Below are 23,577 nucleotides of genomic sequence, written 5' to 3' on the forward strand. Positions count from 1 at the left end.
GCTTCTGATGATTAAGTCAACAATTTACGGGCGCTCGGGAAGTAAGGCGCTAGTCCAAACCGAGGATACGTTTCACTGGCTTGAAGCTGTTGCGATGCTGATCGATAGCACCGTGCTGTTCTAGTGCCTCAAAATGCGCTTTGGTCGGATAACCTTTGTGCTTGGCAAAACCGTATTGCGGATACTGGACATCCAGGTCTTCCATTTCACGGTCACGGGTCACTTTGGCCAGGATTGAAGCCGCACTGATTTCAGCGACACGTAAATCCCCCTTAACCACTGCCTGTGCAGCCATTGGCAACTCCGGTATCTTGTTACCATCCACCAGCACATAATCCGGCTGTACCGACAGGCCGGCAACGGCACGCTGCATAGCGACCATGGTAGCCTGCAGGATGTTCAGCTGGTCGATTTCTTCCGGCTCACAACGGCCCAGTGACCACGCCAGTGCTTTCTCTTTGATTTCATCAAACAGAGCATTACGTTTTTTTTCACTCAGCTTTTTTGAATCAGTTAGCCCATCAATCGGGTTATTCGGATCGAGGATCACCGCAGCCGTGACGACAGCGCCAACCAATGGGCCACGACCGACTTCATCAACTCCGGCAATCAGGTTTGCCTGAGGGTACTCAAAAGGTTCAAGAATTGTTGCCATTATCTCTATCTATCAATTTCAGGACAGCTGCTGCCGCCTGTTTGTCTGCATCGCATTTGATCAGCTGGTGCAGGCGGGAAAACTCCGTCATCAGCTCACTATTATCCGAGCTCAGGAATCGGTCGACTTCCGCACACAGTTTCTCCGGTACGCAATCGTCCTGAAGCAATTCCGGAACTAACTCCCGGTCAGCTAATATATTGGCCAGAGACACATATTTGGTTTTGAGCATCCGCTTTGCCAACCAGGCAGTCAGCGGCTTCACCTTATAACCGACGACCATCGGCCGTTTAACCAGCATGCACTCCAACGCCACGGTTCCGGAAGCCAGCAAAACAGCATCTGAAGCTATCATGGCATTGCGGGCCGTATCGTCGACCAGAACAAAATCCAGTTCAGGAGCAGTCTCTCGCCAAGCCAGCTCAAACTGCTGTCGACGCTTCTGGTTGACCAAGGCAACCACAAACCCCAAATCTGGGTGTTTTTGCTTTAGCTGCTTACAAGTTTCAATGAAAGGCGCGGCCAACATCTCCATCTCGCTACCGCGGCTACCCGGCAGCACCGCTAGCCAACGTTTGTCGTTATCGAGATTAAGCAATTGCCGGGCAGCCTGCTTATCTGTCTGCATCGGGATGGCATCAGCCATAGTATGACCGACAAACTCACAAGGAACATTGAACTTGTCGTAAAATGCTTTTTCAAATGGCAGGAAGGCCAACACCAGGTTAGTGGCCGCTTCGATTTTGAAAATACGTTTCTGGCGCCAGGCCCAAACGGACGGGCTGACATAGTGAACGGTTTTGACCCCTTGCTTCTTTAAATCCAGCTCAAGACGCAAATTAAAGTCTGGCGCATCAATACCAACAAACACATCAGGTGGGTTATCAGTGAAGTATTTCACCAATTCAGCTTTCACCTTGAACAGGCGCGGCAAGCGGCCAAGGACCTCAACAATCCCCATCACAGCCAGCTCTTCCATATCAAAAAGCGTCTCGCAACCTTCAGCCTGCATTCGCGGACCGGCAATGCCGACAAACTCCGCATCCGGGTACTGCTGCGTGATTGCCTGCATAAAACCGGCACCTAAAATATCGCCGGAGATTTCCCCGGCGACAATTCCTATTCGAAGTGGCTTCGTCATAATTAGCGAATAATTCCGCGAGTCGATTTTTCGAAAAACTCAACGAACAGCTCCAGAGACTTGTGCTCCTTCGCCATTTCTTCGATTTCAGGCTTCACTTCAGCCAGCGTCTTGCCCGAACGGTACAAAGATTTGTACACAGCACGGATCGCTTTGATCTCAGCCTTTTCAAAACCACGACGCTTCAAGCCTTCAACATTAATACCGAATGGTGCACAGTGGTTACCTTGAGCCATCACGTACGGAGGAACATCCTGAACAACGATAGAACCGCCGCCCAACATACAGTGATCGCCAATCGTACAGAACTGATGGATAGCTGACATGCCGCCTACGATTGCCTGGTTACCCACTTTTACATGGCCAGCCAGCGTCGCATTGTTGGCGAAGATACAACGATCACCAACAATACAATCATGCGCTACGTGCGCATTGATCATAAACAGGTTGTCATTACCAACTTTAGTAATACCGTTATCCTGAACCGTACCGCGGTGCATGGTCACACTCTCGCGGATGGTGTTACGGTCACCAATTTCCAAACGGGTCGGCTCATTGGCATATTTCAGGTCCTGACATTCTTCACCGATAGAAGCAAATTGGAAAATTCGGTTCTCACGGCCAATTTTTGTCGGGCCTTTAACTACCACGTGCGACATGATCTCGGTGTCTTCACCGATTTCCACATCGGCACCGATGTATGTAAATGGGCCAACTTTTACGTTCGCACCAATGATTGCACCCTCTTCAACAATCGCTGACGGGTGGATTTGTGCCGTTTCGTGAATCATTAAAACTCTCGTCTTGCGCATTTTAGCTCTGCAGAGCACACTACATCGCCGTCGACTTTTGCTACACCATTAAACATAGCAATACCACGACGCTCTTTTAGAAATTCCACTTCAATGATCATCTGATCACCCGGGCCAACTGGCTTGCGGAATTTCGCGTTATCGATACTAGCGAAATAATACAGCTCATTTTCAGCTGGTGCACCGAACGTCTTAAACGCCAGCAGACCTGTCGCCTGCGCCATCGCTTCCAGAATCATAACACCTGGAAAAACAGGCATTTTAGGAAAGTGGCCGGTGAACTGAGGTTCGTTCACTGAAACATTTTTGATAGCTGTCAGTGTCTTGCCTTCTTCATAATCTGTTACGCGGTCAATCATCAGAAACGGATAACGATGAGGAAGAAGTTCTTGAATTTCTGTGATATTCAGCGTTTTATTTTCGCTAGTCAAAACTGAATTCCTGTCTAAGTTTAATTTAAAATACGGTACAACTATAACGCAAAGCGGCCTACACAGTGTGCAGGCCTACTGACTGATAAAAGTGCTCGAGCGCTATTCGCCCTTATCCGCCAATTTCTTTTCAACTGACTTAAGACGTTTATTCATCTCGTCAATCTTCATGACTCGAGCAGCTGTTTTGCGCCATTCTCTGTTTGGCTGTAGCGGGATGCCCGAAGAGAACATACCTTTCTCTTCAATACTACGCATCACCATACCCATACCAGTAATGGTTACACCATCTGCAATCTCAATGTGGCCATTAATAACTGACGCACCACCAATAATACAGTACTTACCAATTTTAGTGCTGCCCGCAACAATGGTACCACCCGCCATCGCAGTACCATATCCGATCTGCACATTGTGGGCGATTTGCATTTGGTTATCGAGAATCACATTATCTTCGATAACAGTATCATCAAGCGCACCACGGTCAATCGTAGTACAAGCGCCGATTTCAACGCGGTTACCAATACGAACACTGCCCAACTGTGGGATCTTTACCCACTCGCCTTTATCATTCGCATAGCCGAAACCATCAGAACCAATAACCGTACTGGATTGAACCAGGCACTGTTCACCCAGCACCACACTGTGATAAATGCTGACATTTGCCCACAATTTAGTCCCTGCACCAATTTCGGCATTTTTACCAATAAAACAGCCGGCACCAATCTGCACATTGTCACCAATGCGCACGCCCGCTTCGATCACGGCATTATGACCAATCGCAACGTTATTTCCCAACACGGCAGTTGGATCAACATACGCTGATGCTGCAATTTCCATTGCGGCTGCTGGTGTTGTATCCAGCAACTGAGCCACTAATGCATAGCAAATATATGGATCTTTAACTATTAATGCATTGCCTTGGAAATGCTCGACATCCCCTTCTCGTAGCATTACAGCCGAAGCCTTGCACTCAGCAAGCAGCTTACGGTATTTGCTATCAGAAAGAAACGTGATCTGTCCTTCACCAGCCTTGCTCATGTTGGCAAGAGAGTGAATTTCAACAGAACCTTCACCTCGAAGCTCTGCTCCCAGTTTGTCTGCTAGTTCAGAAAGAGTAATTCCAGCCATTGTTTACCTTAATCGTTTATATTTATTCAGCTGTTTACACCGGATTATAAAGCAAAACGAAAATGCGGATTCCAACAAATGTAATCACGCACTTTCGACAAAGCTTCAGCCAACTCAGCTACACTGAAAATTGCAGTTTATTTTACTGCAGAAATCACCTTAGTAGACAAGTCATCTTTAGGGCTAGCGTATAGGACAGCATTAGCATCAACAATGATGTCATAACCTTCACGCTTCGCCACATCCTGAATCGCCTTACGGATTTTTTGAACCAGCTTCTGCTCTTCTTCAGCACCGCGACGACGCTGGTCTTCCTGAAGCGCTTTCGCTTTCAATTTGTAGTCAGACTCAAGCGATGCCATCTCACGTTGCAGCTTGGTGCGCTCACTCGAACTCATCAGTTCACCGTCACGCTTAACCTTGTCTACTTTGGTTTTCATTTTACTTTCGATTCCACGTAGCTCGTCGATGCGGTCTTTGAACTCGCCACGCAGTTTCTCGGCAACATTATACCGTTTTGCCAGCTGAGCCATAGCCTGACCAGTTGCAACATAGCCAACTTTCTGAGCCGCTTCAGCTGCCTGGGCACATACAGAAGAAAGAATCACCAGGCTAAGACTTGCCGCTTTAATCCACTGTTTCAAAGGGAATCTCCTCAAATAATTAGAATGTTCGTCCAATAGTGAAGGTAAAGAACTCTTCATCATCACCATCGTATTTCTTGATCGGACGAGCAATCGAGAATACGAGCGGCCCCATTGGCGACATCCACTGCAGAGCGGCACCATATGACGCACGGATCAATGACGGGTCGGAATAATCATTCAAAAACTTTCCGTCCTCGTCTTTTAAATCATATTCTGTATCCCACACCGTACCGGCATCAACAAAGACACTGGTCCGGATCTGGTTACGGACTTCATCAGAAACAAACGGTGTTGGAACAATAAGCTCCATACTAGCTAATGCTACGGCGTTACCACCGGCAGCATCATCGGTTCCGGTCGCACAGTTATTGTTACCACCACCACCAATGCCACCAGACGGACAACCTTGAACATAAACCGCTTTAGGACCAACGGTATTAGAACGGAAACCACGCAGGGTAGAGAAACCACCGGCATAGAAGTTCTCATAGAACGGCAACAGATGATCACTGCCGTTATCCGTCGTGCCATAACCATTTCCGTAACCCAACTTACCACGTAGCAATAGGCTGAAATCATGGCCTTCATTCAACGGGAAGTACTGGCGCACATCATATTGCATCTTGAAGTACTGGGCATCAGATCCCGGTATCGTCATACTGAATGAAGCACGTTGGTGGTTACCGGCAGTTGGGAAATAACCACGGTTAAGGTTATTTCGCGTCCAGGATACCGACCAGTCGAAATCATCAAGCTCAATCACATTATCACCACGATCAAAATCGTGGACCGCTTTGAACTTCTCGATCTGGTAATACTCTTGGGTATTCGAGATCTTGTTGTGATCGTAGCCCAAGCCGAACTCGAAAAAGTTCAGTTCATCAAACGGGAAACCCCACGTCAGGCTGGCACCGTAGCTCTGGTTGGTATAGTCAGAGATATTAGCATCAGATGCCTCAAACTCATTAAAGTACACCTTTCCACCCAGGCTGACCCCATCAAGGGTGAAATACGGATCACGATAATCCAAGCTGATGTTCTTCTGGTAATCGTTCATCATCGCATTAATGCCAAAACGGTTACCTGTTCCCAAGAAGTTATCCTGCTGGATCCCCGCCTGGAAGCTAATGCCTGATTCCGTACCATAACCAACACCAAAGTTGATACTACCGGCATTCGCCTCTTTAACGTTGTACTTGATATCAACCTGATCATCCGTACCCGGTACACGAACAGTCTGGACATCGACGGTTTCAAAGAAACCGGTACGGTTCAAACGCTCTTTACCACGCTCTACCGATTTGGAGTTAAGCCAGCTACCTTCCATCTGACGCATTTCACGGCGCAATACTTCATCTTTAGTCGAGGTATTGCCCGAAAAAGCAATATTTCGTACATAGATACGTTTGCCCGGATCGACATTCACAATCAATGATACTTGCTTGTTTTGGTCATCAAAATCAGGAATGGTTGTCACCTGCGGGTAGGCATACCCCAGCTCACCCAGCTTACGCTTAACGGCCTCTTCCAGAGATGTCACTTTTGCCCCGTTATAAATTTCACCGGTATCAATGGTCAGCAATGCATTCAGCTCATCAGTCTTACCGACTAAATCACCGCGAAAACGCACATCCTGCACTGTATACTGCTCACCTTCATGGATCTTCAGGGTAATATAAACCCCTTTCTTATCCGGTGAAATCGAGACCTGGGTTGCATCCAGCTTGTACCTCAAGTAACCGTTATTGAGGTAATGAGAACGCAAGGTTTCCAAATCCCCGGCAAGCACCTGTTTCTGGTACTTTTCATCCGCCAGGAAGTTCCACCACGGTACTTCAGCCTGAAGATTAAACTTATCCTGCAGGTCCTCATCAACAAACACTTCGTTACCGACAAAGTTAATTTGCTGGATCTTGGCCGACACGCCTTCAGTAAAAACAAATTTCAGGTCAGCACGGTTACGCGGCAGAGGTGTAACCACGGCCTTAACTGACGCATTGTATTTACCGACACTGTAATAGAAATCTTCCAGGCCCTTTTCAATTTTACTCAGGGTCGTCCGATCCAATGCCTCGCCAACACTGATACGCGAAGCATCAAGGTTCTCTTTTAACTGTTCTTCCTTGATTGCTTTGTTGCCAGAAAAAGTAATATTAGCGATAGTCGGGCGCTCAAGAACCTCAATCAACAACGCATTTCCATCACGGAAAACTTTTATATATTCAAAATTCCCAGAAGCAAAGAGTGCCTGAATCATCTCCGATACATCACGCTCATCAACGCTATCCCCAACACGGACAGGCATCTTCAACAATGCCGCACCCAGGGTAACGCGCTGTAGGCCATCGAAACGAATATCATCAACTACAAATTGATCCGCGCTCTGCGCAACACTACTACCAAGTAAAAGTGATGCGACCAACAGTTTTTTCATCGCCATTACTGTTCTGATTATTCCTTGCTAAAAACGCACTTATTATTAAAGGCGGGTAAAATCATTGAATAGCGCTACGGCCATTAATACAACCAAAATGGCTGATCCCACTCTGTAGCCTATATCCTGAACTCGTTCAGACACAGGGCGACGTGTTACCGCCTCGATGGCGAAAAACAATAAATGTCCACCATCCAATACCGGCAGCGGTAACAAATTAACTATTCCCAAGTTCACACTGATCAAGGCCAAGAATCCCAGGAAGTACACCACACCATAATCGGCGGTCATTCCGGCACCTTTGGCAATTGAAATCGGGCCACTCAGGTTTTTTATCGCAACATCGCCCGTTACCAGCTTAGTAACCATGTCCATCGTCAGAGTTACCAATTGCCAGGTTTTTTCCGCAGCTTTACCGACAGCTTCAAACGGACCATATTGCAATAGAATTCGATACGATTCAGGCCAAGGCTCAACCTTTGGCGCAAAACCGGCATAACCAATTACTTCACCATCACCCATTGACTTGGTATTCGGAGTCAACGTTAGCGCAATACGCACTCCATCTCGCAATACTTCCATCGTCATAGGCTGTGACGGGTGAGAACGAACGGCATCCACAACCTGTAGCCACTCGGTTACTGAAGAACCGTCAATCGAGACAATTTCATCATTTAACTGCAAACCGGCAGCAATTGCGGCGCCATCATCTACAAGTTGTGAAATCACGAGCGTAATTGGCGGCGAGAAAGGCTTGATCCCCAACGTTGTGAGTACCTGCTCATTCTCAGGGTCAAAAGACCATGTCGTCAGATCCAAAGTACGCTTAACTTCATACTCAGTGCCTGGCTCGATCACAGTCACCGCCATTTCGTCATCGCCGATATGGGAAATCATTGCCATATTTACAGATTCCCAATCTGCGGTTTTGATTCCCGAAATGGATTTAAGTTCCATTCCATTGCTAATTCCTGCTTGGGCAGCAATAGAATGCGGAGCTACCTCACCAATTACCGGGCGAACAGCCGGCACCCCGATAAGGTAAACGACCCAATAAGCAAAAATTGCGAAAAGAAAATTGGCCAGCGGACCAGCAGCAACAATCGCACTACGCTGCCACAGAGCCTTGTTATTAAATGCCTGATGTTTTTTTCCGACAGGCACATCATCAATCCGCTCATCGAGCATCTTGACATAACCACCAAGCGGGATCATCGCAAGACTATATTCGGTACCATCTTTACCGACCTTACGCCAAAGCGGCTTACCAAAGCCGATTGAAAAGCGCTCAACAAAAACACCGCAACGACGTGCAACCCAGAAGTGACCATATTCATGAACAGCAATCAACACACCCAGTGCAAGTAAAAACGCACCGAGATTCCACAAAATCCCCATCATACGGATACCTTCCGAATCACTTCCCGAGCCAAAATACGCGCCATTTTATCTAGCTCAATAACACTTTCCAAGTCAGTAGGTTCGGCCATTTGCGCCACCTCTATAACCTGACGGTTAACAGTTGCAATCTCAGTAAAACGGATCCGGTTAGCCAAAAATGCTGCCACCGCTTCTTCGTTGGCAGCATTAAGAGCAGTTGTCGCAGCTTGCCCGGTATAGCAGGCATCCATCGCCAACTTCAAACAAGGGTAGCGGTTGAAATCAGGCGACAAGAAGGTGAATTCACCCACCTTGCTAAAATCCAATGGTGCCACACCGGCATCCACTCTTTCAGGATAGGACAACGCGCAGGCAATTGGCGTTCGCATATCCGGTAACCCCATCTGCGCCAGCACCGAACCGTCTTTGTATTGCACCATAGAGTGAATAACGGACTGTGGGTGGATGATTACATCCATCTGCTCCCGAGAAGCGTTAAACAGCCAGCGCGCCTCGATATACTCCAGGCCTTTGTTCATCATGGTCGCCGAATCAACCGAAATTTTCGGCCCCATAGACCAGTTAGGGTGTGCTATTGCCATCTCAGGCGTTACAGCATCCAGCTCAGCCACATCAGTATAACGAAACGGGCCGCCAGAACCGGTCAGCAAAATCTTACTGATTCCGTATTTATCTAGATCGCAGTAGCCCATTGCGCGCTGAATTGCCGCCGGCAGGCTTTGAAAAATCGCGTTATGCTCACTGTCTACAGGCAAAAGCTCAGCACCGAACTCCCGACAGGCATCAATAAACATCTGCCCGGACATCACCAGAGCTTCTTTATTGGCCAACAGAATACGCTTTCCAGCCTTCACTGCCGCCATGGTTGGCAACAAGCCTGCCGCGCCGACAATCGCAGCCATTACAGTATCGACTTCATCCAGTGCTGCAACCTGGCACATTCCAGCCTCACCGGCCAGTACTTCAGTTGGAATGTTATGCTGTTTCAGTAATACGACCAGTTCCATGGCCGCCGATTCCGATGCCATTGCGACATATTTCGGCTGCCATTGCTGACACAGCTCAAACATCTTTTGGCTATTCGAGCCAGCCGCCAGCGCTACCACCTCAAACAAATGCGGGTTTTGCGCCGCGACAGCCAGCGTACTACTGCCAATAGAGCCCGTAGCACCAAGAATCGTTAACTTACGCATAAAATCACTTTAATTCAGCTATGAAAAACAGCCATCAACGGCTGCTTGGTCAAACAGATACCAACTCAGCACCTTTGCTATGCCGGCAAACAGCAGCAAGAGCAACCTGCGGAAGAACCAAATTAACTGGCCCCCCTCACAAACAGGCTGCTTTTTGCGCAGTCAAACTCGACTACATCATACTAGCCAAAGGTAGAGCAAAGCAAAAACAGGAAGGGCTGCCGTCAAACTATCGATACGATCTAGAATACCGCCATGACCAGGAAGGATGTTACCACTGTCCTTGATACCCGATGCTCGTTTGAACATGCTTTCAACCAAGTCGCCAAGAACTGAAGCAATCACCGACAATACGGCAATAACCAGAAGGCTACCCAGGCTGACAAAAGGAATATCCATCAATGCCGCGCCGCCCCAAGTCACCACCACAGCCAGTACTGCACCACCAACCAGACCTTCGATGGTCTTGTTCGGGCTCACTGCCGGTGCCATTTTATGTTTACCAAAGCGCTTACCTGAGAAATAAGCCCCCGTGTCGGCCGACCATACTAAGAAGCAAACCAGCAGCACCAGCTTGGCTCCATGGTAAGGTGATTCCGCATAATTGACAGCACGGAGCATCAGTACACTCCAGAAGAAAGGGAGCAGGGTCAGCAAGCCGAAAATATATTTTAAAGGAGCTGACTTTGACCACAGGGAAGAGCTAGAAGGGTAAGTTACTGCTAATGCAGACGCCATAATCCACCAAATCCCACCAGCTAACAACATATACTGGTGTGATTGTGCAAGGGCTGACAACGTCGCTGCATCAGTTGGCATGATTGCAATTGATGCGCCCAGCGCAATAGCGGGTACTAACATAGCGCCCCAGCGCGACTTTGCATCAACAAATTGTGTCCACTCCCAAAAACCGACCATGGTGATTACAGCCAAGGCGACAACAAAAGCAGGAAACGGTAGAAAAAAGATCCCTGCAATTACTAACGGAGCGAGGATGAGTGCGGTAATAATACGTTGCTTAAGCAAGCTGCGTCCTCTCGTTTTTTATTTTAGTAACAGCCCAGCATATCTGTCATGCTTTCTGGCTACCCCTATCCGGCTTTACAATAAAAAGGCATCTTGATGATTCCAGAATGCCTCCACATTGCTACCGCAACACCGCGATAAACCGAATAATATAATCATTATTTTTGTAATAAAGCCTGTATCTGCTCACCGGTGCAGCCAAAGCGGCGCTCGCGGCTCACATACCATGCCACAGCATCAGCTAAGCTTTTCTCATCAAAATCAGGCCAGTGCTGTTCTGTAAAATACAGCTCGGCATACGCGACCTGCCATAGCATAAAATTACTGATTCGACATTCACCACTGGTACGGATTAACAAATCTACATCAGGTAACCCTGCCGTAGACAAGCCGGCTGTCATCATATCTTCAGTGATTTCATCTGCCGTCATGCCTTGTTCCAGCAACTGCTGTGCCAGACGCTTGGTTGCCTGCAGAATGTCCCACTGACCACCATAGTTGGCTGCTACATTCAATACCATACCGGTATTGTCAGCTGTCAACGCCTCTGCATCAGCGATTTTTTTCTGCAGCCGCTGACTAAAACGTGTCGCATCACCAATGATCCGTAACCGAATATTATTCTTGTGCAGACGTTTTACTTCACGACCTAACACAGTCATGAAGAGTTCCATCAACAGTGACACCTCGTCTTCCGGACGACGCCAGTTTTCACTACTGAAAGCGAAGAGTGTCACCACCTGGATACCGAGGCGATTTGCAGTCGAGACTGTTTTACGTACGGCTTCTACGCCAGCCTTGTGGCCAAACACTCGAGGCTTACCCTGTGCCTTTGCCCAGCGACCATTGCCATCCATAATGATAGCAACATGCTTTGGCAAGCTTTCAGCACAAAGAGCAGTTTCGATTGTATGCTCTGCCATACATCTCCCTCAAAATAAAAAGCGCCGTGCTGCACGCACAGCGCCTCAAACCTCATCAAGCTAATACTGGCGTATTAAACTTCCATTAGCTCTTTTTCTTTGGCTTCAAGAATCACATCAATCTGCTTGACTGCTGCGTCTGTCAGCTTCTGGATGTCGTCCTGTGCGCGACGATCATCATCTTCAGAAATCTCTTTATCTTTAAGCAGTCCTTTAACATCAGCATTCGCGTCACGACGGATGTTACGAACAGCGACACGGCCCTGCTCTGCTTCAGCACGTACGATCTTAACCAGATCACGACGACGCTCTTCTGTTAGCGGTGGCAATGGAACACGAATAACAGTGCCCGCAGACATTGGGTTCAGGCCAAGATCCGACATCATGATTGCTTTTTCAATCTTTGGCGTCAGCTCTTTGTCAAAAACAGTGATAGCCAGAGTACGCGCATCTTCTGCAACTACGTTAGCAAGTTGCTTAAGCGGCGTATTAGCACCGTAGTATTCAACGTAGATAGTATCTAGCAGGCTTGGGTGAGCACGACCAGTACGTACTTTAGCCAGCTGGTTTTTCAGCGCTTCAACGCTTTTTCCCATGCGCTCCTGCGCATCTTGTTTAATTGCATCAATCACGATTTATACCCTTATGATTCGATAATAGCGGGAGCTACGCTAGCGCTCCCGGCCAGAATGAGTCGTCAGAAACTTAGTCTTTCGAGATCAAGGTGCCTTCTTGCTCACCCATCACTACACGGCGAAGTGAACCTGGCTTGTTCATGTTGAAAACACGAATCGGCATGCCGTGGTCGCGAGCCAGAGTAAATGCTGCTAAGTCCATCACTTTCAGTTCTTTTTCAAGAACATCATTGTAGCTTAGCTTATCACAAAGAACAGCTTCTGGGTTTTTAACTGGATCATCTGTGAATACGCCATCAACTTTTGTTGCTTTTAGTACCACATCCGCTTCAATTTCAATACCGCGCAGACATGCAGCTGAATCAGTGGTGAAAAATGGGTTACCGGTACCGGCAGAGAAAATTACCACACGGCCCTGGCGTAGCTGGCTGATTGCATCTGCCCAGTTGTAGTTATCACATACACCGTTCAGCGGGATTGCAGACATCACTCGAGCGTTCACATAGGCACGGTGCAGCGCATCGCGCATCGCAAGGCCATTCATCACAGTTGCTAGCATGCCCATGTGATCGCCCACAACTCGGTTCATACCAGCTTCTGCAAGGCCGGCACCACGGAATAAGTTACCACCACCGATAACAAGGCCAACTTGTACGCCTAGTTCAATAAGTTCTTTGATTTCCTGAGCCATACGGTCAAGAACTTGTGCGTCAATACCAAAACCTTCATCGCCCTGCAGTGCTTCACCGCTGAGTTTCAGCAAAATTCGTTGATAAGTCGGTTTAGGATTTGTGGTCATTAGGTTTACCTTCCAGGCTTACAAATAGAGATATGGAGTTGTAAAAAGACCGCAGCCTTGGCTACGGTCTTTGGAGTTCGTTTCAAGAAGGATTAACCCTTCTGAACAGCTGCAACTTCTTCAGCAAAGCTCATTTCTTGAGCTTTCTCGATACCTTCACCCACTTCTAGGCGGATAAAGTTAGAAATAGAAGCGCCTTTCTCTTTCAGCATCTGACCAACAGTCTGAGATGGGTCCATGATGAACGCCTGACCAGTCAGAGAAACTTCGCCAGTGAATTTCTTCATACGGCCAACAACCATCTTCTCTGCGATCTCTTGTGGCTTGCCAGATTCAACAGCGATAGCAACTTGGATTGCTTTTTCTTTTTCAACAACGTCAGCAGGTACATCTTCAGGAGTAACAAACTCAGGACGAGATGCAGCAACGTGCATTGCAACATGCTTCATTGTCTCTTCATCAGCGTCACCAGCAACAACAACACCGATACGGTCGCCGTGGCGGTAAGAACCAACTTTAGCGCCTTCGATGAACTCTACGCGACGGATGCCGATGTTCTCACCGATTTTAGCAACTAGTGCGATACGCTGTTCTTCAAACTTAGCTTGAAGAGCTGCGATATCTAGACGCTCTGCTAGTGCAGCGTCAAGTACTTCGTTAGCAAATGCTAGGAAGTTAGAATCTTTTGCTACGAAGTCAGTCTGGCAGTTAACTTCTAGAAGTGCTGCAACACCGTTTTCGTCTTTGATTAAGATCGTGCCTTCAGCAGCAACGTTACCTGCTTTTTTAGCAGCCTTAGCAGCACCGCTCTTACGCATGTTTTCAATTGCTAGCTCGATGTCAGCGTTAGCTTCAACAAGCGCTTTTTTACATTCCATCATGCCTGCGCCAGTACGTTCACGCAGTTCTTTAACTAGGGCAGCTGTAACTGTTGCCATTGTTATATCCTCAGTTTTGAATACTCGGTATAAAAATCAGGGGCCCAATTCGGCCCCTGGTAACCATTCTTAGTTTACGCAAGGTAACTTAAGATGCTCAAAGGAGCCCGGCTATTACTCAGCTTCTACGAAACCGTCTTGCTCTGCTTGTGCAACGATGTCTTGGTTACGACCTTCAGTTACAGTTTGAGCAACAGCACCAGTGTATAGCTGGATAGAACGGATTGCGTCATCGTTACCTGGGATAACGAAGTCAACGCCGTCTGGGTTAGAGTTAGTATCTACTACTGCAAATACTGGGATACCCAGGTTGTTAGCTTCTTTGATTGCAATGTGTTCGTGATCAGCATCAATTACGAACATAGCGTCTGGTAGGCCGCCCATGTTCTTGATACCGCCTAGAGACTTCTCAAGCTTCTCCATTTCACGAGTACGCATTAGCGCTTCTTTCTTGGTTAGCTTGTCGAAAGTACCGTCTGTAGACTGAGTTTCAAGATCTTTTAGACGCTTGATTGACTGACGAACAGTTTTCCAGTTAGTCAGCATACCACCCAACCAACGGTTGTTTACGTAGTACTGGTCACAGTTAACTGCAGCTTCTTTGATTGATTCGCTGGCTGCACGCTTAGTACCAACGAAAAGTACTTTACCCTTACGAGCAGAAATCTTGTTGATTTCAGCTAGAGCGTCGTTGAACATTGGTACAGTTTTCTCAAGGTTGATGATGTGCACCTTGTTACGAGCACCAAAGATGAATGGCTTCATCTTAGGGTTCCAGTAACGAGTTTGGTGACCGAAGTGAACACCAGCCTTAAGCATGTCGCGCATTGATACAGTTGCCATTGAATATTCCTCTATGGGGTTAGGCGTCCACATATCCCATCCTACCGACCCATATACCTGCCTTACGGCAAATAAGCAGCCTCGCGAAAAGCTGACGGGCACCCCGGAGAATGTGTCGATATGTGTGAGTGATAAATAAAAGTAAAGGTAATGTTACCAATTTAGTCGAAACACAAATCAGCAAATTACGGCGCGCTTTATACCATATTTCACTCACCAAAATCTAGCCTAATTATAGTTAAGCCAGCCAAACCTGGTTTCCATCCAACGTCCTCACTGTTACCATATACGCAACAGAAAACAGTCAACGTAGAGAAGATTGAATGAGCATCAAGATCAAAACGGCTGATGAAATTGAAAAAATGCGTATCGCAGGCCAGTTGGCTGCAGATGTGCTAGAAATGATCGAACCACACGTAAAAGCTGGTACTACCACTGAAGAGCTGGATCGTATCTGTCATGAATACATCACGAAAGAACAAGGTGCCATTCCTGCGCCACTAGACTACCACGGTTTCCCGAAGTCAATCTGTACCTCAATTAACCACGTAGTTTGTCACGGTATCCCGGCAGAAAACGACGAGCCGGTTAACGGTAAATACAACAAGCCGGCAGTTCTTAAAGACGGCGACATCATCAATATCGACGTAACCGTTATCAAAGACGGCTACCATGGCGATACTTCGAAGATGTTCGAAATCGGTGAAGTTTCACTGGAAGACAAGCGCCTGTGCCGTGTTGCTCAGGAAAGCCTGTACCTGGCAATGAAAAAAGTTAAGCCGGGTGCAAAACTTGGTGAAATCGGTACCGCTATCCAGAAGTTCATTAAAAACGGCAACAGCCGTTTCTCAATCGTAAAAGATTTCTGCGGCCATGGTATCGGCAACGAATTCCACGAAGAACCACAAGTTGTTCACTACAAAAACAACGACCGTACCGTATTAAAAGCCGGTATGTGCTTCACCATCGAGCCAATGATCAATGCTGGTAAATTCGGCTGTGACGTTGATGATAACGACGGCTGGACGGTTTACACCGTCGACGGCAAAAAGTCGGCACAGTGGGAACATACCCTGCTAGTTACCGACACAGGCTGTGAAGTGCTGACTCTGCGCAAAGAAGAAAGCATTCCGCGCCTAATGCACAACTAATCCAAGAGCCGGCCTTGTGCCGGCTTTTTTGAATCTTCCTAATTTCATCGCATTACGGTTATAGTAATAACCAACGATATCCATAACATGGCATGGACTGCGATGACAGACATCTCTCCCGCTTCCCCTGTAAACCTAGAAGCCCTGCGCTGTGAACTTGAACAATTCTCCACGTTGCAAAAGCAGCAATTTAGTCAACATGCTCCTATCACTGAACTGGTCCAGGCCCGCTCAGCATTTATTGACTCCCTACTGCAACGGCTTTGGCAGCACTTTGACCTCAATACACGCAGCGAACTATCTCTGATTGCTGTCGGCGGCTATGGACGAGGTGAGCTCCACCCGCTATCTGATGTCGATATCCTCCTGCTGAGCCAGAATGAACTGGATGAAGCCACCGGAAAGACAATCAGCGAATTCCTTACCTTATTGTGGGATCTGAAACTGGAGGTCGGCCATAGTGTCCGCACCCTTGATGACTGCATCAAGATTGGTCTGGAAGATCTGACCGTTGCCACCAACCTACAGGAATCCCGGCTACTGTGTGGCAGCAGCGAAACTTATCAGTGTCTGGAAGAGGCCATTAATTCAGGTGAATTTTGGCCCAGCGAGCAGTTCTACCGCGCCAAAGTGGAAGAGCAAAAAGCTCGTCATGCCCGCTACCATGATACAACTTACAATCTGGAGCCGGATATCAAATCCAGCCCGGGCGGACTGCGGGATATTCACACTTTAAGCTGGGTGGCCCGCCGCCACTTCGGTGCCACCAACCTGCTGGAAATGAGCCGGTTCGGTTTCCTTACTGATGCCGAATACCGCGAGCTGGCTGAATGTCAGGACTCGCTATGGCGGATCCGCTTTGCCCTGCACAGTGAACTGCGCCGTTACGATAATCGCCTGACCTTCGAACACCAGGCTTCTGTCGCCCAACAGCTCGGCTATACCGGTGAAGGCAACCGTCCGGTCGAAATGATGATGAAAGAGTTCTACCGCACCCTGCGCCGAATAGCTGAGCTCAACAAAATGCTATTACAGCTTTTTGATCAGGCGATCCTCAATAATGGCCTGGAAAACGAAGCCAAGCCGCTCGACGATGACTTCCAGATCCGCGGCCACCTGATCGAGGCAACCAAACCGGCCTTATTCCAGGCTAGGCCGGAAACTATCCTTGATATGTTCCTCCATGTAGCACGCAATGCCGAAATCGAGGGGATCGCCGCCCCGACATTACGCCAGCTCCGAACTGCCCGGCGCCGCCTGAACCGCTTCTTGATTGAAATCCCTGCCGCCCGCGAAAAATTTATGAAGCTGGTCCGCGAACCGAATGCCCTGCATAAAGCATTTCGCCTGATGCACCGTCACGGTATCCTATCGACCTACCTACCACAGTGGAACCAAATTGTCGGTCAGATGCAGTTTGACCTATTCCATGTCTATACCGTGGACGAGCACAGTATCCGGCTACTGAAAAACCTTAACAAATTTGGTGATCCTGAAAACCGCCAGCGCCACCCAATCTGCTGCGAGGTCTATCCACGCATTGCCAAGAAAGAGCTCCTGATCCTGGCCGCGATCTTCCATGACATCGCCAAAGGACGCGGGGGAGACCATTCAGAACTCGGTGGCACCGAGGCCTACAATTTCTGCATCCAGCATGGGCTGTCCCGACCGGAAGCCAATTTGGTCAAGTGGCTGGTCAACCAACACCTGCTGATGTCAGTCACCGCCCAACGCCGGGATATTTACGACCCAGAAGTTGTTACCGAATTTGCCAAAGAAGTTCGTGACGAAGAACGACTGGATCACCTGATCTGCCTGACCGTAGCCGATATTTGTGCGACCAACCAGGAGCTGTGGAACAGCTGGAAACGAACCCTGCTGGCCGAGCTGTACTACTCGACTCAAAAGGCTCTACGCCGCGGGCTTGAAAATCCGCCGGATATCCGCGAACGGATCCGTCACAACCAACAGATGGCCTCGGCAATCCTTCGCAGTAACGGCTTTACTCCTCGGGAAATCGAAGTCTTGTGGCAGCGCTTTAAGGCTGACTATTTCCTGCGCCACACCCACAAGCAAATCGCATGGCATGCTGAAGCGATCCTGAATCATGAGGATCCGGACAAACCGCTGATCCTGCTCAGCAAGAAGCCGACCCGCGGAGGCACCGAGGTTTTTGTCTACAGCAAAGACAAAACCAAATTGTTTGCGATTGTGGTATCGGAACTGAATAAGAAAAACCTCAGTGTTCATGATGCTCAAATCATGAACAGCAAAGATGGCTATGCTCTGGATACTTTCATGGTACTTGACCCAAGCGGAAAGGCGTTGGCCGAAAGCCGCCAAAATAGTGTCCGCCGTGCGCTGATAAATGCACTGACCCACATGAAATCTGAACGCAAGAAAAAACGCCCACCGCGTAAACTGCTTCATTTTAATGTCAAAACCCAGGTCGATTTCCTGCCGACCAAAACCGGTAAGAAAACAATGATGGAGCTGGTCGCACTGGATATGCCGGGGCTGCTGGCACAGGTCGGGTCGGTATTTGCCCGCCAAAACATCAGTTTGCAAGCAGCGAAAATCACCACCATCGGTGAGCGAGCAGAGGATTTTTTTATTCTGGTCAATGAGGAAGGGGCTCAGCTTACTGAGGAACAACAACAAGCACTTAAAACAGCGCTGATCGAACGGCTGGACGCAGCAAAATAACCCCGCCAAATGCCTTGAATCACACTTCACAGTACTTCCCCCCGAAATCGGCACAAGGCCACATTGGGGGAACATCGATCTTACCCACAGATTAGGTGCTACAACCGGACGTTGCCTAGCGGAATTGCTAAATTGTATAAAAACAGCAGACACCAAATGAGGCCCCTATGTACCCACACCTCACCGGCATCGGTATTGAGCACCCCGAAACTATAGACCGCTATAGCCTACGCCAGGAAGCCACTAACGATATCCTGAAAATTTACTTTAATAAGCAAAAAGGCGAACTCTTTGCCAAGAGTGTTAAATTCAAGTTCCCGCGCCATCGCAAGTCTGTTGTCGTCAATAGTGGTAACCGCGAATACAAAGAAATCACTGAAATCAACCGCAACCTCACTTTTATCATTGATGAACTAGATCAATTAACGCAGAGGAAACATACCGACATTGATGTGAAGAAGAAGATCCTCAATGACCTGCGCCATCTGGAACAAGTAGTTACCCATAAGATTGCCGAAATCGAAGCCGATTTGGAAAAATTGAAATAATACAAATTGGAAAAATTAAAGCTGCACTCCTGAAAGCCATCATCGGCAAAACATTAACAGGAGTGCGCTCAAACATCCTAAACTTTGTGTTTTGGCTCCAACTGACCAAGGAAATCATCTAACCAGGGAATAGCAACTTCAAGCGCATCAAAATTAACACTGGCATCAACCTGCAAAATGGGAACCAGCGCCCTAGCCTGAAGTTGTTGCAGCAGTTCATCAACCTGACGACCGCCACCGCAGAAACGCTCCTCACCGTAACTCAAATCCCCCATCGCAATCACGCCATAACGAAGTTCCGACATTTGGGGGAACTGCTCATTAAGGACCAGATAGAGTGACAGGAGATTGTCCGGGAGCTCACCCTCCCCGGTCGTTGACGTCACCACCAGCACCACATCCTCACTGTACTGGATAAAATCATCAAACTGCGGCTCAGGGTAGAGCTGAGCTTCATGCCCGGTCGCCACCAGCTTCTCAACTGCAGCTTCAGCGACTTCCTCAGCACCACCATATACAGTACCGACAAAAACACCTATCTTTGCCATAGCCTCCTGCCTCGCTTTTATCGATAAACGCTTCTTCATACTGTGGCTGCTTACCCGGCAGGATGCAAATAAAACAAGCCCCTAGCGCGATCTCTGCCGTCTATAGGCTATATCCAATACTAGCTTTTCGGAGACATCAGAGATACAGACCAATCAAAGGCTGTCATCACCCGGTTCCATGCTTCATCAGTACTAGCACGGATATCTAATTCTCCACCTGTAACCGGATGTGCCAATTGCAGACGTGATGCATGCAACATCAGGCGGCAGCAATCATAATTGTCCCGGAACATACGGTTATGACGACCGTCACCATGGTTCACATCACCAATAATATGGTGGCTTAGATGGTGCATATGGCGGCGCAATTGGTGCTTACGTCCTGTCTCAGGCTTCATCTCAACCAAGGTATAACGGCTGGTTGCATAGCGGCCAACAGGAATATCAGTTTCAACGTTTACCAATGGCGCATAAGCCGTCACGGCTGGCTGGGCTTCTTTATCCTGGTCGGCATTTTTATCTGCGATCTTATCCAGTTCTTCCTTCAAAGGATAATCAAGTACAGCGGCTTCCTTAACCCAACCTCGTACCACCGCATGGTATGTTTTCTTGATATCTCGACCAGCAAATTTAGGCATCATTAACGCAGCAATCTCGCTGGAGAGCGCAAACAGCAGAACACCAGATGTCGGGCGATCCAAGCGATGCAACGGAAAGACATGCTGGCCAATCTGATCGCGCAGGGTCTGCATCACAAACCGGGTTTCATGGCGATCAAGCCATGAGCGGTGAACCAGCATACCCGCAGGCTTATTAACAGCAACCAGGTACTGGTCTTGATAAAGAATTTCTAATTCCATTAATTATTTCGCTCTAAACAGATCATCGAACTCGCGGGTAACACCCAGCACAACAGCAAACCCAGGCTGATCTTTCATTGCTTCTTCCGCATAAGGAGAGATCTCAAACTGTGTCGGCAACGGTGCCTGCATAACTACCAGCTGAGTCATTCGCGGAATAAAAATCCACTGAAACCACTGACTACAGGTTAGGGTATCCACCGCAAAAGGCTCGACACTGGCCAAAGCCGCCGAAGCCGGTGACTTGGTTTCCCATATCCCGGCTTCCCGCATTACGGATTCAAGCCGCTCCAGCAGTTGTTGGGTCTGATGGTATTTATCCATCGCCTTTCTCCCTACAAGAAATATTTATTCCAAACTGAATAATAATCTGACCTACCAGATCATTGTTCAGTTTGGTATTACAGCAATAAAGCGCGCAAGGATACCATCTTACCCCTCTAATCCATATAATCAGGAAACCATTTAAGAGTAAGCATCATGTCCATGGATAAATTTCATACCCTGACCGAACTGCTGGACAACGCCGGTTGCCAGTACACAATTTTTGATCTTGGCCGCCGCGTGTGCGAAATCGATATCAACCAGTTTAAGGCTGTAGAAGACAACCGCCAGCCCTATCCATGGCCACTGCAACAACATGCCCACTTGTCTATCTCTTTCTGGCAACAAGGCAATCCTCCTTGGATCTGGTTCCTGCGCCTGCCGCTTGATGAACGAGGACTGCTAAAACAAGCTGCCGTCGGGGACTTCATCAAATATGTTATCGAAGCGATGGGCGCAACCCTCAACACTACCCCGACCGAAGAGGAGCAAGAGAAGCTTTCAGCCAACCCATATACCTTCAAACCCAATGACGACAAAATGGCCATTTTCCATGCCCAGCTGCGCCAGCAATTGTCTCTACCTGCCAGCCAATATTACGAACATACCCAACATTACCTGTCCGGCGAGCTCGGCTGGGAGAAATGGCAAAGCGTAGGACTACAAGGTCTGGCGGATGTCTGTGCCCGAATGAAGCAGGAAAATAACAGCACTTTGCTGCGAAAAGCCCTGACGAACCTGCCGATGACTCCGCTCTACGCCCTACTCGGCTGCCTGGAACACTGCGAACTACCGGACAACCTCGGGGAACGTCTGGCAGAACGACTAGAACAGGAAAACCAACAGCCAGAACCGGACCTCTTTCTGATTTCAGCACTGATCCGAGCGATTTCTGGCAGCAACAGCCAACTGCTTAGCCAGCAGCTAAAAGCGCTTCTTGCTATTCCGACGCTATGCCATCCGGAAATACTCGTTGCTATTGCCGGCCGCTGCTGGAATGGCCTGGCGGATACAGACATTGCCAGCCAGTTCCTGCTGCGCCTGGCCGAAACCGAAGACCAAGCCTTGTTCAATCAGCTGTTTGCCGATTTGGTCATGCTACCAATCCTCCGCGGCATCATGCTCCAGGTTCTTCATAGTGACGCCAACCCAGCACTGATTTCGGCAATCACCAAGCTACAACAGCACGCCCGCGGGCAAGCCTGAACAATTAACTGAGGTTGAGGTAAGAAATGGATAACTTACTGGGCATTCTGGTCCTTGCCGTACTGGGCTACCTGTTCTGGCAGCAACGTCGTCAGACAGAATTAGCCCAGCAGTTTATCGATCAGCGGTGTGCAAGCCTCGGCCTTCAGCTTCTGGCGATAGCTCGGGGAGCACATAAGCTCAAAGACAAAAAAGGCAGATGGCGCTGGCACACGGTTTATCTATTTGAGTTCTCTGCCAACGGGCAAGACTCATATCAAGGGTATGTCGTAATGAGGGGATTCCACCCGATGAAGTTTCATGTTCCACCTCATCATATGCCGGAATAATGAATGATCTTGCCTGTTTTTCTCGGGCAAAAATATTTTCTCGAGCACAAATAAAGAACGGGCGCGACTTTCGTCGCGCCCTTAGGTCTTACTTGCAGCAATCCTGCTACTATGGTGCTCCCTGCATCCATCCTTGATAATGCTATATCCTTTAACGGTAATCCCTAATCTCTATCCTAGAGTTGTCCTTCGGTAGTTCCTTGACCCGTCGAAGCATCCTGTTCCGACTCTCTCTTCCTTACCTGGAGGTGTCCCTGACTTCTTCCTGAAGTGATCCTTACATCTTCCTGACCAGCAAGCTTCCTGTCTGCCAACGATATCCCTACCGTGTCCCTTACCATCCTGGTGAGCCCGCCTTCCTCGCGAACTCTCCTCATCGTGAGGTAAGCCATATCCTATAGCTTCTTTTAATCCCTGATGTCGCTTCCCTTCGACAGAAAAGATACTACTCGCTTTACTTACCCAAACAATGAGGTGAAATTGAGATTTTTAACCCCTGAAAGTATTCACCCATATAATATAAATCTAAACAATTGATTTTAATAAATAAAAACAACCACAGTCAGTCATATAAGATCACCATCAACCAAGTTATCCCACAGCCATGTAAGAGATATCTCACAAGTACAGCAGACAATCTCTGGTAACCGATTGCATTAGTGAAAAGATTCAAGCAAATTAAAATCAGAGGACTAATCATCTATCAAAATTTAATTCACACTGCAAATAATCCAAATTGAGCAAAGTAGCAACACAACTCAAAGCCAGATTGGAAATACAATGGAATAAAAACAACAAATTACGAGGAATTAATGGAAGGCATGGGCCTGACTTTCATAGCCCCAAAAAAGAACGGGCGCGACTTTCGTCGCGCCCTTAGGTCTTACATGCAGCAG

23 protein-coding genes are annotated in these 23,577 nt (G+C 48.1%); 5 read left to right on the forward strand and 18 right to left on the reverse strand.

The window, feature by feature from the left end:
- Positions 1–49: 49 nt before the first annotated feature.
- The 15 genes from rnhB to rpsB all read right to left on the reverse strand — a co-directional run bounded on the left by rnhB (position 50) and on the right by rpsB (position 15,009).
- Positions 50–655 (reverse strand): ribonuclease HII, encoded by a 606-nt coding sequence (gene rnhB / locus Q0852_RS18065; RefSeq protein WP_299020317.1) that lies wholly within the window; start codon positions 653–655, stop codon positions 50–52.
- Positions 639–1,796: a lipid-A-disaccharide synthase gene (gene lpxB, locus Q0852_RS18070; RefSeq protein ID WP_299020320.1), complete on the reverse strand. Its 1,158-nt coding sequence runs from the start codon at positions 1,794–1,796 to the stop codon at positions 639–641. The genes rnhB and lpxB overlap by 17 nt, the downstream gene beginning before the upstream one ends.
- A gap of 2 nt (positions 1,797–1,798) precedes the next feature.
- Complete coding sequence (gene lpxA / locus Q0852_RS18075; RefSeq protein ID WP_299020322.1) at positions 1,799–2,587, reverse strand: acyl-ACP--UDP-N-acetylglucosamine O-acyltransferase; 789 nt, start codon at positions 2,585–2,587, stop codon at positions 1,799–1,801.
- On the reverse strand, positions 2,587–3,039 hold the full coding sequence (fabZ, locus tag Q0852_RS18080; RefSeq protein ID WP_299020324.1) for a 3-hydroxyacyl-ACP dehydratase FabZ: 453 nt from the start codon (positions 3,037–3,039) through the stop codon (positions 2,587–2,589). The genes lpxA and fabZ overlap by 1 nt, the downstream gene beginning before the upstream one ends.
- A 102-nt stretch (positions 3,040–3,141) precedes the next feature.
- Positions 3,142–4,170: a UDP-3-O-(3-hydroxymyristoyl)glucosamine N-acyltransferase gene (gene lpxD, locus Q0852_RS18085; protein ID WP_299020326.1), complete on the reverse strand. Its 1,029-nt coding sequence runs from the start codon at positions 4,168–4,170 to the stop codon at positions 3,142–3,144.
- A 137-nt stretch (positions 4,171–4,307) separates the two neighbouring features.
- A complete protein-coding gene (locus tag Q0852_RS18090) occupies positions 4,308–4,814 on the reverse strand; it encodes an OmpH family outer membrane protein (RefSeq protein WP_299020327.1) in 507 nt (168 codons plus the stop codon).
- Positions 4,815–4,833: 19 nt separating this feature from the next.
- Positions 4,834–7,257, reverse strand: a complete 2,424-nt coding sequence (gene bamA / locus Q0852_RS18095; RefSeq protein ID WP_299020328.1) for an outer membrane protein assembly factor BamA — start codon at positions 7,255–7,257, stop codon at positions 4,834–4,836.
- 39 nt (positions 7,258–7,296) lie between these two features.
- On the reverse strand, positions 7,297–8,652 hold the full coding sequence (rseP, locus tag Q0852_RS18100) for a sigma E protease regulator RseP (protein ID WP_299020329.1): 1,356 nt from the start codon (positions 8,650–8,652) through the stop codon (positions 7,297–7,299).
- Positions 8,649–9,845: a 1-deoxy-D-xylulose-5-phosphate reductoisomerase gene (gene ispC / locus Q0852_RS18105; RefSeq protein ID WP_299020331.1), complete on the reverse strand. Its 1,197-nt coding sequence runs from the start codon at positions 9,843–9,845 to the stop codon at positions 8,649–8,651. The genes rseP and ispC overlap by 4 nt, the downstream gene beginning before the upstream one ends.
- A 177-nt stretch (positions 9,846–10,022) precedes the next feature.
- Positions 10,023–10,871 (reverse strand): phosphatidate cytidylyltransferase, encoded by an 849-nt coding sequence (locus Q0852_RS18110; protein ID WP_299020332.1) that lies wholly within the window; start codon positions 10,869–10,871, stop codon positions 10,023–10,025.
- Between the two features lie 158 nt (positions 10,872–11,029).
- Complete coding sequence (locus Q0852_RS18115; protein WP_299020333.1) at positions 11,030–11,794, reverse strand: isoprenyl transferase; 765 nt, start codon at positions 11,792–11,794, stop codon at positions 11,030–11,032.
- A 74-nt stretch (positions 11,795–11,868) separates the two neighbouring features.
- Complete coding sequence (frr, locus tag Q0852_RS18120) at positions 11,869–12,426, reverse strand: ribosome recycling factor (protein WP_299020335.1); 558 nt, start codon at positions 12,424–12,426, stop codon at positions 11,869–11,871.
- Positions 12,427–12,499: 73 nt separating this feature from the next.
- Positions 12,500–13,228: a UMP kinase gene (gene pyrH / locus Q0852_RS18125; RefSeq protein WP_299020338.1), complete on the reverse strand. Its 729-nt coding sequence runs from the start codon at positions 13,226–13,228 to the stop codon at positions 12,500–12,502.
- Between the two features lie 92 nt (positions 13,229–13,320).
- Positions 13,321–14,166: a translation elongation factor Ts gene (tsf, locus tag Q0852_RS18130; protein ID WP_299020341.1), complete on the reverse strand. Its 846-nt coding sequence runs from the start codon at positions 14,164–14,166 to the stop codon at positions 13,321–13,323.
- A 114-nt stretch (positions 14,167–14,280) separates the two neighbouring features.
- Positions 14,281–15,009 (reverse strand): 30S ribosomal protein S2, encoded by a 729-nt coding sequence (gene rpsB, locus Q0852_RS18135; RefSeq protein WP_299020343.1) that lies wholly within the window; start codon positions 15,007–15,009, stop codon positions 14,281–14,283.
- A 323-nt stretch (positions 15,010–15,332) separates the two neighbouring features.
- Between rpsB and map the strand changes: the two genes are divergently transcribed.
- The 3 genes from map to Q0852_RS18150 all read left to right on the forward strand — a co-directional run bounded on the left by map (position 15,333) and on the right by Q0852_RS18150 (position 19,414).
- The gene (map, locus tag Q0852_RS18140) at positions 15,333–16,160 is read left to right on the forward strand and encodes a type I methionyl aminopeptidase (RefSeq protein ID WP_299020345.1); all 828 of its coding nucleotides are present in this window, start codon (positions 15,333–15,335) and stop codon (positions 16,158–16,160) included.
- Positions 16,161–16,247: 87 nt separating this feature from the next.
- Positions 16,248–18,866 carry a bifunctional uridylyltransferase/uridylyl-removing protein GlnD gene (gene glnD / locus Q0852_RS18145; protein WP_299020347.1) on the forward strand — a complete coding sequence of 873 codons (2,619 nt, stop codon included), beginning with the start codon at positions 16,248–16,250 and terminating at the stop codon, positions 18,864–18,866.
- Between the two features lie 167 nt (positions 18,867–19,033).
- Entirely contained in the window at positions 19,034–19,414 is a 381-nt protein-coding gene (locus Q0852_RS18150; RefSeq protein WP_299020350.1) for a DUF3461 family protein, read from the forward strand.
- A gap of 77 nt (positions 19,415–19,491) precedes the next feature.
- Here Q0852_RS18150 and Q0852_RS18155 read toward each other — a convergent pair whose 3' ends face one another.
- From Q0852_RS18155 to Q0852_RS18165, 3 genes are all read right to left on the reverse strand, one after another.
- On the reverse strand, positions 19,492–20,001 hold the full coding sequence (locus Q0852_RS18155; protein WP_299020353.1) for a flavodoxin: 510 nt from the start codon (positions 19,999–20,001) through the stop codon (positions 19,492–19,494).
- Positions 20,002–20,081: 80 nt separating this feature from the next.
- Positions 20,082–20,822: a tRNA pseudouridine(65) synthase TruC gene (gene truC / locus Q0852_RS18160; RefSeq protein WP_299020356.1), complete on the reverse strand. Its 741-nt coding sequence runs from the start codon at positions 20,820–20,822 to the stop codon at positions 20,082–20,084.
- A 3-nt stretch (positions 20,823–20,825) separates the two neighbouring features.
- Entirely contained in the window at positions 20,826–21,146 is a 321-nt protein-coding gene (locus Q0852_RS18165; RefSeq protein WP_299020358.1) for a YqcC family protein, read from the reverse strand.
- A gap of 162 nt (positions 21,147–21,308) precedes the next feature.
- On the opposite strand from Q0852_RS18165, the gene Q0852_RS18170 reads away from it, so the two are divergent.
- Entirely contained in the window at positions 21,309–22,352 is a 1,044-nt protein-coding gene (locus Q0852_RS18170) for a DUF3549 family protein (protein WP_299020450.1), read from the forward strand.
- 26 nt (positions 22,353–22,378) lie between these two features.
- Positions 22,379–22,681, forward strand: a complete 303-nt coding sequence (locus tag Q0852_RS18175; RefSeq protein ID WP_299020360.1) for a DUF3301 domain-containing protein — start codon at positions 22,379–22,381, stop codon at positions 22,679–22,681.
- Positions 22,682–23,577 lie beyond the last annotated feature (896 nt).

Origin of the sequence: uncultured Photobacterium sp. (assembly GCF_947502415.1) — a bacterium.
In the GTDB taxonomy this organism is placed as follows: domain Bacteria; phylum Pseudomonadota; class Gammaproteobacteria; order Enterobacterales; family Vibrionaceae; genus Photobacterium.

What these genes read in the sequence shown, in the direction of transcription:
- Q0852_RS18175 (WP_299020360.1), top strand. Translation starts at nt 22,379, where the DNA reads ATGGATAACTTACTGGGCATTCTGGTCCTTGCCGTACTGGGCTACCTG.
- Q0852_RS18170 (WP_299020450.1), top strand. Translation starts at nt 21,309, where the DNA reads ATGGATAAATTTCATACCCTGACCGAACTGCTGGACAACGCCGGTTGC.
- Q0852_RS18165 (WP_299020358.1), bottom strand. Translation starts at nt 21,146, where the DNA reads ATGGATAAATACCATCAGACCCAACAACTGCTGGAGCGGCTTGAATCC.
- rnhB (WP_299020317.1), bottom strand. Translation starts at nt 655, where the DNA reads ATGGCAACAATTCTTGAACCTTTTGAGTACCCTCAGGCAAACCTGATT.
- Q0852_RS18150 (WP_299020350.1), top strand. Translation starts at nt 19,034, where the DNA reads ATGTACCCACACCTCACCGGCATCGGTATTGAGCACCCCGAAACTATA.
- pyrH (WP_299020338.1), bottom strand. Translation starts at nt 13,228, where the DNA reads ATGACCACAAATCCTAAACCGACTTATCAACGAATTTTGCTGAAACTC.
- lpxA (WP_299020322.1), bottom strand. Translation starts at nt 2,587, where the DNA reads ATGATTCACGAAACGGCACAAATCCACCCGTCAGCGATTGTTGAAGAG.
- rseP (WP_299020329.1), bottom strand. Translation starts at nt 8,652, where the DNA reads ATGATGGGGATTTTGTGGAATCTCGGTGCGTTTTTACTTGCACTGGGT.
- glnD (WP_299020347.1), top strand. Translation starts at nt 16,248, where the DNA reads ATGGCATGGACTGCGATGACAGACATCTCTCCCGCTTCCCCTGTAAAC.
- rpsB (WP_299020343.1), bottom strand. Translation starts at nt 15,009, where the DNA reads ATGGCAACTGTATCAATGCGCGACATGCTTAAGGCTGGTGTTCACTTC.
- Q0852_RS18115 (WP_299020333.1), bottom strand. Translation starts at nt 11,794, where the DNA reads ATGGCAGAGCATACAATCGAAACTGCTCTTTGTGCTGAAAGCTTGCCA.
- lpxB (WP_299020320.1), bottom strand. Translation starts at nt 1,796, where the DNA reads ATGACGAAGCCACTTCGAATAGGAATTGTCGCCGGGGAAATCTCCGGC.
- truC (WP_299020356.1), bottom strand. Translation starts at nt 20,822, where the DNA reads ATGGAATTAGAAATTCTTTATCAAGACCAGTACCTGGTTGCTGTTAAT.
- ispC (WP_299020331.1), bottom strand. Translation starts at nt 9,845, where the DNA reads ATGCGTAAGTTAACGATTCTTGGTGCTACGGGCTCTATTGGCAGTAGT.
- Q0852_RS18155 (WP_299020353.1), bottom strand. Translation starts at nt 20,001, where the DNA reads ATGAAGAAGCGTTTATCGATAAAAGCGAGGCAGGAGGCTATGGCAAAG.
- bamA (WP_299020328.1), bottom strand. Translation starts at nt 7,257, where the DNA reads ATGGCGATGAAAAAACTGTTGGTCGCATCACTTTTACTTGGTAGTAGT.
- lpxD (WP_299020326.1), bottom strand. Translation starts at nt 4,170, where the DNA reads ATGGCTGGAATTACTCTTTCTGAACTAGCAGACAAACTGGGAGCAGAG.
- map (WP_299020345.1), top strand. Translation starts at nt 15,333, where the DNA reads ATGAGCATCAAGATCAAAACGGCTGATGAAATTGAAAAAATGCGTATC.
- tsf (WP_299020341.1), bottom strand. Translation starts at nt 14,166, where the DNA reads ATGGCAACAGTTACAGCTGCCCTAGTTAAAGAACTGCGTGAACGTACT.